Annotated in this window: 10 protein-coding genes; 7 read left to right on the plus strand and 3 right to left on the minus strand. The window is 69.2% G+C overall.

From position 1 onward, the window contains the following. Positions 1–87 precede the first annotated feature (87 nt). The gene (locus tag ACFFGH_RS20280) at positions 88–1440 is read right to left on the minus strand and encodes an ABC transporter substrate-binding protein (protein WP_386671694.1); all 1353 of its coding nucleotides are present in this window, start codon (positions 1438–1440) and stop codon (positions 88–90) included. Between the two features lie 311 nt (positions 1441–1751). Here ACFFGH_RS20280 and ACFFGH_RS20285 point away from each other — a divergent pair, with 311 nt between their 5' ends. Next, positions 1752–2735 (plus strand): sugar-binding transcriptional regulator, encoded by a 984-nt coding sequence (locus ACFFGH_RS20285; protein WP_386671696.1) that lies wholly within the window; start codon positions 1752–1754, stop codon positions 2733–2735. A 47-nt stretch (positions 2736–2782) separates the two neighbouring features. On the opposite strand, the gene ACFFGH_RS20290 is transcribed toward ACFFGH_RS20285, so the two are convergent. Then, complete coding sequence (locus tag ACFFGH_RS20290) at positions 2783–3457, minus strand: aspartate/glutamate racemase family protein (protein ID WP_386671698.1); 675 nt, start codon at positions 3455–3457, stop codon at positions 2783–2785. Positions 3458–3602: 145 nt separating this feature from the next. Between ACFFGH_RS20290 and ACFFGH_RS20295 the strand changes: the two genes are divergently transcribed. The 4 genes from ACFFGH_RS20295 (at position 3603) to ACFFGH_RS20310 (ending at position 8723) form a co-directional block, all read left to right on the plus strand. Continuing rightward, complete coding sequence (locus ACFFGH_RS20295; protein ID WP_386671700.1) at positions 3603–5588, plus strand: glycoside hydrolase family 127 protein; 1986 nt, start codon at positions 3603–3605, stop codon at positions 5586–5588. Continuing rightward, on the plus strand, positions 5585–6892 hold the full coding sequence (locus ACFFGH_RS20300; RefSeq protein WP_386671702.1) for a RuBisCO large subunit C-terminal-like domain-containing protein: 1308 nt from the start codon (positions 5585–5587) through the stop codon (positions 6890–6892). The genes ACFFGH_RS20295 and ACFFGH_RS20300 overlap by 4 nt, the downstream gene beginning before the upstream one ends. Continuing rightward, entirely contained in the window at positions 6885–8195 is a 1311-nt protein-coding gene (locus ACFFGH_RS20305; RefSeq protein ID WP_386671704.1) for a four-carbon acid sugar kinase family protein, read from the plus strand. Before ACFFGH_RS20300 ends, ACFFGH_RS20305 begins: the two co-directional genes overlap by 8 nt. Positions 8196–8297: 102 nt before the next feature. Next, a complete protein-coding gene (locus ACFFGH_RS20310; RefSeq protein WP_386671705.1) occupies positions 8298–8723 on the plus strand; it encodes a MarR family winged helix-turn-helix transcriptional regulator in 426 nt (141 codons plus the stop codon). Positions 8724–8735: 12 nt separating this feature from the next. On the opposite strand, the gene ACFFGH_RS20315 is transcribed toward ACFFGH_RS20310, so the two are convergent. Further along, positions 8736–10424 (minus strand): glycoside hydrolase family 140 protein, encoded by a 1689-nt coding sequence (locus ACFFGH_RS20315; RefSeq protein WP_386671707.1) that lies wholly within the window; start codon positions 10422–10424, stop codon positions 8736–8738. 208 nt (positions 10425–10632) lie between these two features. On the opposite strand from ACFFGH_RS20315, the gene ACFFGH_RS20320 reads away from it, so the two are divergent. Next, on the plus strand, positions 10633–11913 hold the full coding sequence (locus ACFFGH_RS20320; RefSeq protein WP_386671709.1) for an MFS transporter: 1281 nt from the start codon (positions 10633–10635) through the stop codon (positions 11911–11913). Then, positions 11910–13418 (plus strand): alpha-L-fucosidase, encoded by a 1509-nt coding sequence (locus ACFFGH_RS20325; RefSeq protein WP_386671710.1) that lies wholly within the window; start codon positions 11910–11912, stop codon positions 13416–13418. Before ACFFGH_RS20320 ends, ACFFGH_RS20325 begins: the two co-directional genes overlap by 4 nt. The last annotated feature ends 3 nt before the right edge of the window (positions 13419–13421 follow it).

The following is a 13421-nucleotide window of genomic DNA, read 5'->3' on the forward strand; positions in this document are numbered from 1 at the left end:
TGCTGGCCTCCACGCTGATGCCGGACATTTGTGACCGGGCGGCCGGAGGTGCGTTGCGCCTCCGGCCGCCCGGCTGGGGATTGCTGGTTACTGGTCCGCCTCGACCGCAGCCTGCACTGTGGCGGCGAAGTCCTCCGCCGACATCTGACCGGTGAACAGCGGAACCGCGTTCTCACCGGCGGCCTGCGCCGCACGCTGCCCGAACGCCGCCTCGAACCAGGTCACGGTCTCCTCGACCTCGGCCATGGTCTCCTGCACCTCAGCGGTGAGCGGGGGCACCTCGCCCTCGATCGGCTGGTTCAGCGCGAAGCCGGAGATGACACCCTGCTCGTTCATGACGCTGGAGCCGTAGTACTCGGTGATGCAGGTGAGCCAGTCGCCGACGCCCTCGTTGTAGAGCTCAGCGGAGAATGCCGTCGGCGCGCCGGCGTTGGCCGGGTACTGGTTGATGTCACCGGCACCACCCTCGACGGCAGGGAACGGCATGAAGCCGATGCCGTCAGCGCCGAGCTGGTTCAGCTCCTCGTTGTTCACGTCCGCCAGCATCCAGCTGCCGTTGTAGACCATGCCGGCATTGCCCGTGAGCAGCTCCGAGACGGCGGTCTGCATGTCCATCGTCGCGAGGCCCTCGCTGAAGTACGGCTCGAGCTTCGCAACCTCGGCGATGCCCTCGACGTACTCCGGGTCGGTGAGCTTCGCGTCGCCGGCGACGACGTCCTTGATGGCGTCCGGACCGATCGAGCGGAACAGGTAGTTGCCGACGTAGCGCAGCAGCGTCCACGACTCGGCACCCGAGGCCGACAGCGGCTGGGTACCGGCTGCGTCGAGCGCCTCGACGACCTCCAGGAACTCATCCCAGGTCTGCGGCTCCTCGAGACCCAGCTCCTCGAACTTCGCCTTGTCGTAGAAGAAGCCCTCGATGTTGAACTGGTACGGCATGGACACGAACCGGTCGCCGTAGATGTTCTTCACCGTGGAGATCGCGGCGGGAAGGATGTTGTCGATCACACCCAGCTCGGTGAGGGTCTCCTCGAGGTTCAGCGTGATCTCGTCGTCGCCGAGCGCGCCGCCGGGGCGGAGCTCGGAGGTCGAGCCGACGAACATCTCGGGAAGCGCGTTCTGGCTGGCGAGCAGCACCACGCGCTGGTTGACGTCGGCCTGCGGGAGGGTCTCCACCTCGAGCGGCATGGCCTCCTCCTCGGCTGAGCACTCGTTCTCGCCGAGTGTGGCGATCGCGTTGCGGATGACCTCGTTCTCGTTCTGCGCGAGGTAGTCGAAGGTCGCGGCCTCTCCGCCACCGCCGCCACCGCCTCCGCCGCCGTTTCCGCCGCCGTTGCCGCCACCGCCGGCGCAGCCGGCGATCGCGATCGCGGCGAATCCCGCGATGACTGCCAACCCGGCGCGCCGCGGCGCGACCCGGTTGATGCGTGCTGTGGACACAGTTCCTCCTTGAAGTGTGACGGCCGTTTTGACACGTTTCAATCGGCCACAGTATGTGCCTCGTTCGGCAGTGTCAAGCGATGTCACGGTTGAGATCGCATCATGTTGACACGTTTCAATTTGTTGCCGGTCGACGCGATCTGCCCGGTGACCGCTCATCCCGGCGAATCGGGATGAAGGCTCAAAGTGCATAATCCTTCGACCACGAATGATGATACTCTCATCGCACCCGACAAGGCCACCCCGTCCGAGTCACAGGTTGGCAACGGGATTCGGGCAGCATCGCCGCACGCTCACGGATGGGAGTCGACATGGCACCCCGGTACACCGTCGACGGCCAGATGCGCCTCCTCGTCAAGGTGGCTCGGATGTACCACGAGCGCGGGATCCGTCAGGCGGACATCGCCGAGATCCTGCACATCTCGCAGGCCAAAGTGTCGCGGCTGCTGAAGCGCGCGGTCGACGTCGGAATCGTCCGCACCACCGTCATGGTGGCCCCGGGCATCCACGCGTCGCTCGAGGAGCAGCTGGAGGAGCGCTTCGGACTGCTCGAAGCCGTCGTCGTCGACATCGACCCGGACGACGACGAGCGGGCGGTGCTGGGAGCGATCGGCGCCGCCGCCGCGAGCTACCTCGAGGCGACCCTCTCCGGCAGCGACCGGATCGGCACGTCGTCCTGGAGCCAGACGCTGCTCGCGATGGTGGACCGCATGCGCCCCCTGGCGACACGGGGCGCCACCGAGGTGGTGCAGCTGCTCGGCGGCATCGGCGTGCCCGAGGTGCAGAACCAGGCGCAGCGGCTCGTCGGCGAGTTCGCCCGCATGCTCGGCGCCGAGCCGGTGTACGTGCACGCACCCGGCATCGTCGCCGACCGCGCCATCCGCGATGCGCTGCTGCAGGATTCGTCGCTGACCGAGGTGCGGCGCCGCTGGCGCGAGCTCACCATGGCGGTCGTCGGCATCGGCAGCATCGAGCCGTCGGAGCTGCTCGCCGAGAGCGGCAACGCCTTCGAGCCGGCGGAGCGGCGGCATCTGCTGGATGTCGGCGCCGTCGGCGACATCTGTCATCACGTCTTCACCGCCGACGGCACGAACGTGGACGGCGAGGTCGCGGACCGCACGATCGCCATCCCGGTCGACGACTTCGTCCGCATTCCGCGGCGCATCGGTATCGCGGGCGGACCGAGGAAGCAGGAGCCGATCCTCGGCGCGCTCAACGGCCGCTGGGTCAACGTGCTGGTCACCGACCTCCGCACGGCGGAGGCGCTCGTTGACGCGAAGGCGCTCACTCCGTAGGTCGAGGAGACCCCGCCAGACCTCGGCGCTCGCCGAGCGCCGGGTCCTCAACCAGCGGCAGTGGGCAGTCCCTCGACCAGTTCGCGAAGGCGCTTCACGCCCGACTTCAGGCTGGTGAGCACCGGAACGTCGACGTCGACCGCCGAGGCCGCGCTCGCCATCGACGCTTGGGCAAGCACGATCACGTCCGACTCCGCCGCTGCTGCCTCGATCGCGGCCACGACGAGCCGGTCGTGCTCCGGGCGGTCCCCGGAGGACACGGCGGCGAACGCGCCCTCGACGACGACGCTGCGGATCTCGGGCTCGCGGCCGGCGAGCGCGGCGCGTTCGCGGATCAGCCGGGTGGTGGGCGCGCTGGTCGTCGGCAGCGTCGCGATCACGGTGATCCGGCTCCCCGTCGCGACCGCCTCGTCGGCCATCGCCTCATCGATGCGCAGGATCGGAACACCGACATCCGCCGACGTCGGCGCCGCGAGCTCGGAGATGGAGGAGCAGGTCAGCAGGATCGCCGAGGCGCCCGCTTCGACGGCCGCCTTCGCCAGTTCGCCGACTCTGGTCGGGACCGATGGCGCGACGGCGGCGTCGCCGAGATCCGCGACGATGCGATCGTCGAGGTAATTGATCGGCGTCGCGTCGGGCAGCTCCTGCTTCACGAGCTCCATCACGGGCGAGATCACGACCGCGCCGGTGTGCAGCAGTGCGATCCGTGTTGGGCTGGCCATGCGTCCTCCTCGTTCGACCTGCCGAGGTTAACACACCGAACTCGCATTTTGAATATCCATGCAGGTTTGCGAGAATAGTCACGCCGACGGAGCCAGTCGATCGAATCCCCGTCTCCGGCGCGCCACCAGAGGAGACACTGAACCGATGACGATGACCACCTCAGGCACCCATGCCGAACTCGATCCGCTCAGCGCCGCGCACGTGAAATGGTCCGGCGGCTTCTGGGGCGCACGACTCGAGCGCACCCGCGTGGTCACGGTGCCCTCGATCTGGGAGTCGCTCAGCTCGTCGGAGGTGAGCGGCGGCTGGCGCAACTTCCTCATCGCCGCAGGGGAGGCAGAGGGCGAGCACAAGGGCCCACCGTTCCTCGATGGGGACTTGTACAAGTGGCTCGAGGGTGCCGTCAATCTGCTGGAGACCGGCCCCGACCCCGAGCTGCAGGAGCTGGTCGACACGATCGCCCGGAAGATCGCATCGGTGCAGCGCGAGGACGGCTACCTGCACACCCCGACGCTCATCTCGGCTCGGAACAACGAGAAGGTCGACGCGCTCGCGGATCGCTTCAACTTCGAGACGTACAACCTCGGGCATCTCATCACCCTCGCGGTTCGCCACCACCGGGTGACCGGCCGCGAGGTCCTCCTCGATGTCGCACGCGGCGCCGCAGGGTGGCTCGAGGACCTGGCGGAGGGGCACACGGCCCAGCTCGCGGCGAGCGCGATCTGCCCGTCCCACTACATGGGGGTGCTCGACCTCTACCGCGAGACCGGTGACGAGCGCTACCTGCGCCTCGCCGAACGGTTCGTCGAGATCCGCGACGAGTACCACGGCGGCGACGACAACCAGGACCGCATCCCAGTGCGCGAGCAGCGGACGGTCGACGGCCACGCGGTGCGGGCCAACTACCTCTACGCCGGCCTCGCCGATCTCGTGCTGGAGACGGGTGACCCCGAGCTGCGCGAGGTGCTGGAGCGCCTCTGGCACGACGTCGTCGACACGAAGCTGTACCTCACGGGCGGCTGCGGCGCGCTCTACGACGGCGCATCGCCGTACGGCTACCACTGGCAGGCTGAGATCAGCCGCGTGCACCAGGCGTACGGCCGTCCCTACCAGCTGCCGCAGACCACCGCGCACAACGAGTCCTGCGCCAACATCGGCATGATCCTGTGGAGCGAGCGGATGCTCGCGCTCACCGGCAAGGCCGAATATGCCGACGTCATCGAGCAGATCGCGTACAACAGCCTGCTGTCGAGCATCAGCCTCGACGGACGCCGCTACTTCTACACCAATCCACTCCGGCAGGTGCGGGAGCTGCCGTTCCCGCTCCGCATGCCCGGCGAGACCGCCCTGCGCCCCATCCCGGACCCGCCGCCCTCGGACGAGCGCCTGCGCGCCGAGTACATGAGCACGTTCTGCTGCCCGCCGAACATCGCCCGCACCCTGGCGCGGTTCCACGAGCTCGCGATGTCCACATCGGCCGATGGGCTGTGGGTGCACCTGTACAGCGACGCCGAGGCGAATGTCGATCTCGGCAGGGGACGCAGGCTCGGCCTGCGGGTCGAGACCGACCAGCCGTGGGATGAGCGCGTCACGATCACCGTGACGGATGCCGGCGGCAGCGTCCCGCTGCGGCTGCGGATCCCGCGGTGGGCAGAGGGCGCGACGATCACGGTCAACAGCGGCGCGGTCGAGGTCGCGCAGGCCGGCGATTACGCCGTCCTGGACCGCGAATGGCGGTCCGGCGACACCGTCGAGCTCACGCTTCCGTTGCGCGTGCGGCTCCAGCGGGCCCACCGCCTCGCCGAGGAGGCGACCAACCAGATCGCGGTGACCCGGGGTGCGGTCGTGTACGCGCTCGAGAGCACCGACCTACCGGGCGACGTGCGCCTCGAGCAGGTGGCGCTCCGTCGCGGCGTGGAGTTCGCGCCGGCGGAGATCGAGCTCGAGGGCGAACGGGTCGTGGCGCTCGACGGGGAAGCCGTCGTGCTGCCGACGGAGACCGATGAGGCGCTCTACACCGACCTCGAGAACGGGGAGCTGCGGACCATCCCGGTGCGGCTGATTCCCTACTTCGCGTGGGGCAACCGCGGGCCGTCGGAGATGTCCGTCTGGCTGCCGCTGATCTGGTGACCGACGTGACCCAGACCCTTCCGGCGACCGGTTCGCAGACGGCCGAGCCGCCCACCGCCCATGTGATCGCGACCTACCACATCGAGACCTCTCTCGAACTGGAGCGCGCGGCCGAGGTGCTCGCCGGGGAGCAGTCGACCGGAACGTTCGTGCGGGTGGCCCGTGAGTCCGACGACGTCCGTGCGCGCTTCGCGGCGCAGGTCGAGTCGCTCGAGGAGCTGCCGCTCACCGGCTCCTCGCCGCTTCCTGGGGCGGTGGGCGACCCGGCCACCCGCAAACGGGCACGGCTGAAGCTTCGGTTCCCACTCGACAACTTCGGACCGTCGCTGCCCAACCTCCAGGCCGCCGTCGCCGGCAACCTGTTCGAGATCAAGGAGCTCGCCGCGATCAAGCTCGTCGACCTGGAGCTGCCGCAGGCGTTCGCGGACCGCTACCGGGGTCCGGCGTTCGGCGTCGAGGGCACCCGGCGGCTGATGTCCCGCCCGAGCGGGGCGATGATCGGCACGATCGTGAAGCCGAGCATCGGCCTGTCGCCGGAGCAGCTCGCGGAGCTGGTGGGCGAGCTCGCGGAGGCCGGCATCGACTTCATCAAGGACGACGAGCTGCAGGGCAACGGCCCCAGCGCGCCGCTCGCCGAGCGGGTGCGCGCCGTGATGCCGGTGCTCGAGCGGCACGCCGATCGCACGGGCGGGAAACCCATGTACGCGTTCAACATCACCGACGACATCGGGATGCTGGAGGCCAATCACGACCTCGTGGTCGAAGCCGGCGGCACCTGCGTCATGGCGTGCATCAACATGATCGGCCTCGCCGGCGTGGAGTTCCTGCGCCAGCACTCCGTCGTGCCGATCCACGGGCATCGCGCCATGTTCGGCGGCATCAGCCGCTCAGACCAGCTCGGATTCTCCTTCCGCGCATGGCAGAAGCTCGCCCGCCTGTCGGGGGTCGACCACCTGCACACCAACGGCATCAGCAACAAGTTCTATGAGAGCGACGCCGAGGTGCTGGACTCCATCGCCGCGGTGCGCGAGCCGCTGCTGGACCAGCGTCCGATCGTGCCCGTGCTCTCGTCCGGTCAGTGGGCCGGACTGGCGCACGCCACGTACACGGCGACCGGCACGACCGACCTGCTGGTGCTCGCCGGCGGCGGCATCCACGGGCATCCGGACGGCTCCGCCGCGGGTGTGGCGGCGATGCGTGATGCGTGGGCGTCGGCGGAGCGCGGCGAATCGGTGGAGACGGCACTCGCCTCATCCGCGCCCTTCCGCCGTGCCACGGAGGTCTTCGGGGCGCCGCGTGCCTGAACCCGGCTCATCCGGTCTGCGTCTCGCGTTCTACGGGGACGACTTCACGGGGAGCGTCGACGTGCTGCTGCAGCTGACGCGAGCGGGATGGCGGAGCCGGCTGTTCCTCGGGCTGCCGGATCCGGACGAGCTGGCGGCGGCGGCAGCGGAGGTTGACGCCGTGGGGATCGCGGGCATCGCCCGATCGCTGCCGACCGACCGGATCGATGCGGAGGTGCGCCCCGCGCTCACCGCCCTGGCGGAACTCGTCCCGCCGATCGTGCAGTACAAGGCCTGCTCGACCGCCGACTCCTCCCCCACGGTCGGGAGCCTGGGCCGGGTGATCGAGATCGCCCGCGAAGTCTTCGGACAACGCTCCGTCCCGGTGCTGTTCGCCCAGCCGGACTTCGGCCGCTACACCGCGTTCGGCCACCACTTCGCCGCCGAGGGCGGCACCGTGTACCGGCTGGACCGCCAGCCCACCATGTCGAACCACCCGGTCACCCCGATGCGGGAGTCCGAGCTTGCGAGGCACCTGGCACTGCAGACCGACCTGCCGATCGGCAGCCTGCACCACCTGGATTACGTGAACGCCGAAGCCCTCGCCGCCCTGCTCGCGGAACGAACTGATGCGGCGGTGGTGCTCGACGCGCTGCACGATGAGCACGTGGCTCTGGTCGGCGCGGCGGTCGCCGCCGGGGCATCCGCGAACCGCCCTCGCTTCGCGATCGGCTCGGGCGGTCTGAGCAAGGGACTCGGACGTGCACTCGGCCGCACTGGCGACGGGGGTGGCGACTCGATCCGCCCCCTCAACCCGACAGGCCCGGTCCTCGCCGTGTCGGGAAGCCGGTCTCCGCAGACGTCGCGCCAGATCGAGGATGCCAGCCGAAACGGCTGGAGCTCCCTTCCGCTGCCACTGGATGTGCCGGACCCGGTCGGTGCCGTGCGGGACCGGGTGCTTGCGGAGCTCGGTGCCGGCCGGAGCGTCGTGGTCGCGACCGGCGATTCGGAGGCATCCGCGGAGGGCGACGAACTCGTCGCGATCCTGGCCGCACATCTGGCCGCACTGATCGAAGCGGCGCTGCGGGCGGATGCCACCAGCCGTGTCATCGTCTGCGGTGGCGACACGTCGAGCCGGGTGGTGCGGCTACTCGGCGCGGACTCACTGACGATCGCCGCGAACCCGATGGGGAACGTCGTGGTCTGCGCGCTCGCGTCGACCGAGTCGTGGCTCGACGGCACCGAGATCCTGCTGAAGGGCGGCCAGGTCGGCCCGGTCGATCTCTTCGAGCAGATCCGCCTCCTCGGTTCCGACGGTCCGTGAGCCTGCCGAAGGGACCCGAGCGGGCGACTCGGAAGGTTACTTCGACAAGCTCAGCGACCGGCGCATCTCGTTAGCAACGCTAAGAAAGCTATGCTGGCGCCCATGAGCGTCTCGATCGCCCGGCAGAGCACGGAGCTGCGGATGGCGGTGTTCCGCCTCTCCCGACGGCTCCGCCTCGAGAGGACCGACGACGACCTCAGCGATTCGCAGTTCGGCGTGCTGGCGGTGCTGAACCGGTTCGGTCCGCACACGCTGTCGATGCTCGCCGAGCGCGAGCGGGTGTCGCCGCCGTCGATGAACCGGACGGTGAACTTCCTCGAGGCGCGCGGCTACCTCCGGCGCGACGCGGACGCCGCGGACCGGCGGCGCTCCAACATCCTGATCACCGAAGAGGGCGCGAGGCTGGTGCGCGAGACGATCGCGAAGCGGGACGCATGGCTCACGTCGCGGATGCGCGGACTCACGGCCGAGGACAGGGCGACCCTCGCCGCGGCCACGGACATCCTGGACCGACTCGCGTCCGAGTGAGTCGCCCGGCGGTTACGCCAAGACTGTCGCGCGGAGGTGGAGGACCCAATCCTCGTCGTCGGGCGCGGTGAAGGCCTGGTCGCCCGCCGTCACATCGAGCGTCGAGTGCGACTCGCCCGTGCGCGGATTGAACCACTCCCCAGTGCCTTCCGGCGCGACGAGCGACGCTGTTCCGCCGTTCGGGAAATAGACGACGTACTCCTCGTCCTCGGCGGCGAGGCAGAACACGTCGTCGTCCGTCGTCAGCAGCCGGTCGTTCGGCCGCATCCGCCAGAACCTCAGCGCCCGTGACTCGACGAACTCCACCTGCCGGCGGATGTCCTCATAAATCGGCGGGACGCCGTCGAGCCCGAACTTCACGGACTCCCCGAGCCGGTCGCCGATCACCGCGGGATAGTGGCGGTCACTGCGTCCCATCGCATAGCCGGCGGTGAACGCGACCCAGTAGAGGCGTCGCTCCGCCTCATAGTGCCCGTTGTTCCCGGCCGTCATCTCGCCGATCACCACGGGGCGGCCGAACTTCCACATCATCTCGCCGAACGCGTTCATCGCGCGGTACCAGTCGCGCGGATACTCCTTCGGGTAGTTCCGCGGGTCCTGCGTGACGATGAAGTTGTTGTAGGCCGTGGTGACCATGACCTCCTGCCGCCCGGCGTCGCCGAACGACTTGAGCCGCTCGTACGGATCGCGACGGTTCAGCCAGTCCACCCAGTACGAGAACCAGGCGCCCGGCACCGCGGGATCGACGAAGGCCTGCGGGAGGCGCTCGTCGTTGATCCGGGCGAGGTTGCCGTTCTCTCCGCCGAGCGCCCACACCACGTTCCAGAACGCGCCGAACCGCGCCCAGGTGTACTTGACGTACCGGCGGGTGTACTCGACGTGCACGTCATTCCGAAGATCGAAGACCTCCGGCCAGCCGAACCCCTTCTCGTTGCCCTCGAGCCAGCCGCCGTTCGCGACGTTGATCGGGTGATTCGCCCACTCCCGCGACCGCACGACCGAGTTGTCGTAGAGCAGCTCCATCGCGAAGAAGATGCCCTTCTCCTTCGCGTGCGCGGCCTGCCGGTCCATCCGCTGGTAGTAGTCCAGATTGAACCGGTCGCGGTCGATGCGGTTCGTGTCGGCGTCGACCACCTTCCACGGCCAGCGGAACGACGTGTCGGTGATCCGCGACTGCCGCGCGTAGAGCTGCCCCATGTCGACGATCAGATTGATGCGGTGCTCGGACAGGATGTCGAGGTAGGTGAGCCAGTCCCGCTCGCTGGGCTGCTGGAAGTCGACGTCCTCGAAGCCGAGCGCCTGCCCGTAGTTGCCGGACCGGTTGGCGACGTGTGGATACCAGCCCTCGTTCGCCACGAAGAAGTGGCTGCCGTCCTGCCGCTCGAACCAGTTGCCGAACAGCGTGCCGGTGCGCAGCGACCCGGACGAGACGGCCGGCGTGCAGGTGAAGTCGCCGGATGCGGCGAGCGCCGGGTCATTCGACGTGGTCGTGTACGCCCACTCCCCTTCGTGCATCGGCGCGAAACGAACCCGCCACACGTGCCGCCCGTCCTCCACGCCGTCGTAGAACCCGTCGACGACGTGGCGGTGATCGTCGTGCTCGAACACGGCCAGAACGTCGACCTCGAGGAACGGGTTCTCGTACTCAGCAGCCGACGTGAGGGTCGCTTCGAACACTTCCCACTTGGGCGTTGCGGACACGGGGAACCTCCGATCCGGGATGCGGGGAGTCGTCGGCGCGCTCCGCTGTATCGCACTCCGGGATCTTCACGCTAACTCCGGCCCCTCCCGGCGGTCAAGAGGTTGCTTAGCATTGCTAATGAGTTAGGCTAACGATCATGCGAATGGCGGCCGATCCGGCAGCGCATCTCCACGCCTTGCCGGGAACGCGGATCACTCTGCCGCGCACATGAGACGCACTTTCCGGTCGCTTGGGACCCACAACTTCCGGCTCTGGTTCTTTCCCGGGCTGGTGTCGAACGTCGGCGCGTGGATGCAGGCGACGGCGGTGAGCTGGGTGGTGCTCACCGAGCTCACTCCGGGCGACGCCGTGGCCGTCGGCGTGACGATGGCGCTGCAGCTCGCCCCGCAAATCGTGCTCGTGCCGATCACCGGGCTGATCGCGGACCGGATCGACCGGCGGAAGCTGCTCATCGCCAGCTCGATCGCACTCACCCTGCTCACCATCTGCATCGGTCTGCTGCTTGCATCGGGGCTCGCGGAGCTGTGGCACTTCTTGCTCTTCGCGCTGGTCTTCGGCCTCATCACCGCAATCGACCAGCCGGCCCGCAACACGATCGTCTCGGACCTCGTTCCCGAGCGCGACATCCCGAACGCCGTCGCCCTGAACCTGGCGAATCACCACGCCGCGCGCCTCGTCGGCCCCGCGACGGCCGGGGTCATCATCGCGACCCTCGGCTCCGGCTGGGTGTTCGTACTGAACGCGGTCACATTCCTCCCCCTGATCGCGGGACTGGCGCTCATGCGCAAGCGCGAGCTCGTCCCCGTCGTCCGCGCCGCGCGGCAGCGGGGGGACGCCCTCGCCGGATTCCGGTACATCGGGCGGCGGCCGGACCTCGGCGTGCTGCTGGGGATGATCTTCCTGCTCGGCATCATCGGCATGAACTTCCAGCTCTTCGCCGCCACGATGGCCGTGGAGTTCGGTGCAGGCCCGAGCGAGTTCGGGCTGCTCACCTCCGTGATGGCGACCGGATCGCTTCTGGGGGCGCTGCTCAGCGCCGGCCGCGAGCGCGCGCGGCTGCGGGTGGTGCTGATCGCGGGCGCGGCGATGGGGACGCTGTGCCTTCTCGCGGCATTCATGCCCACCTTCTGGACCTTCGCGTTCGTCACCGTGTTCATCGGCCTGGCGGGCGTCACCACGTTCACGACGGCGAACGGCTACGCGCAAGTCGCGACGCAGCCCGCCCTCCGCGGTCGGGTGATGTCGATCCACATGGCGGTGCTCGCCGCCGGCACCCCGGTCGGCGCCCCGCTGATCGGGTGGATCACCAACGAGTTCGGTGCCCGCTGGGCGCTGGGGTCGGCGTTCCTGCTCTCGGTCGCGGCCTGTGTGGTGGGGCTCGGCTGGTACGGCCTCCGCCGTCGCAGACGAGACAACGAACCCCCCGCCACGCGGCCCGGCACGACGGGCGTCACCGAGCCGCTGCCTCGACCGGAAGGAACCGCATGACCTACGACCCCACGTGGGAGTCGCTGCGCGCCCACCGCGTCCCGACCTGGTTCTCCGATGCGAAGTTCGGCATCTGGGCGCACTGGGGACCGCAATGTGTCGCGGAGTCGGGCGACTGGTACGCCCGGCATCTGTACGGGCCGCACCCGTCGAACGCGGAATGGGAGGTGCGGCGCCCGCGACGGCAGCACGCACACCACCTGGCGAACTACGGTCCGCCCTCCGAGTTCGGATACAAGGACCTGTTGCCCCTGTGGGGCGCGGAGCGGTTCGACGCCGAGGCGCTGATGGAGCTCTACGCCGCCAGCGGCGCGCGCTATTTCATGTCGCTCGCGGTGCACTGCGACAACTTCGCACTCTGGGACTCGCAGGAGCAGCCGTGGAACGCGGCCCGCATCGGTCCCCGCCGCGACATCGTCGCCGAGTGGGAGCGCGCCGCGCGGAACGCCGGCCTGCCCTTCGGGCTCAGCTTCCACAACAACTGGACCTGGCGCTGGCTCGACACCGCTCACGGCACGGACACCGACACCGACCTGCCGCATGACGGCCGGCTGACCCGCGCCGATGGGTCGGGTCTCTGGTGGGACGGCCTCGATCCGCACGACCTCTACCTTCGGCCGCGGAGCCCCGGCATCCCGCCCGATCCGGCGTGGATCGCGCGCTTCTGGCGCATGGTGCGGGAGGCCACCGACCGCTTCGAGCCGGATTCGGTCTACTTCGACGATCTCCGCCTTCCCTTCGACGAAGGCAGCGAGCTGCCGGCCGCTCCCCCGGACCGGGAGGGCCTCCGGTTCCTCGCCGACTACTACGCCCGCTCGCGATCCGGCGGCGTGGTGACGATCAAGAACGTGCCCGACGCCGACCGCACCGCGGTCGTCCTCGATTCGGAGCGACGGCAGCTCGACACGATCCAGCAGCACCCGTGGCAGTTCGACACCAGCGACGGGGAGTGGTTCCGCTGCGTGAGCGACGAGGACATCTTCCACCCGCGCAAGAGCGCCCGGCAGGTGATTCGCACGCTGATCGACGTGGTCAGCAAGAACGGCACGCTGCTGCTGAACATCCCGCAGTCGGCCGACGGGACGATCGACGAGCACTCCCGACGGCTGCTCGAGGACGTCGGCGCGTGGCTGCGGATCTGCGGCGATGGCGTCTACGGCACACGGCCGTGGCGGGTGCACGGGGAGGGGCCGACCGCGCTCGCCGCCGCCGAGGGCTACAACGAGGCGGATCTCTACTTCTCCGCCGCGGACGTCCGCTACACGGCCGCCGGCGGCACGGTGTATGCGACCCTGCTGGGCTGGCCGGAGAACGGCGAGGCGGTGCTGCGCGTCTTCGGTCGCGAGGACGGTCCGGTCACCGGGGCAACGCTGCTGGGGTGGGGACCGGTGGAATTGCGTCAGGAGGACGACGGGCTCCACATCCGGCTTCCGGAGGCGTCGCCGACGAAACACGCCGGGATGATCCGGATCGACCGGGGCCGCAGGAAAATCGAGACGCGGTGAGCG

It is taken from the genome of Lysobacter korlensis (genome assembly GCF_042434515.1).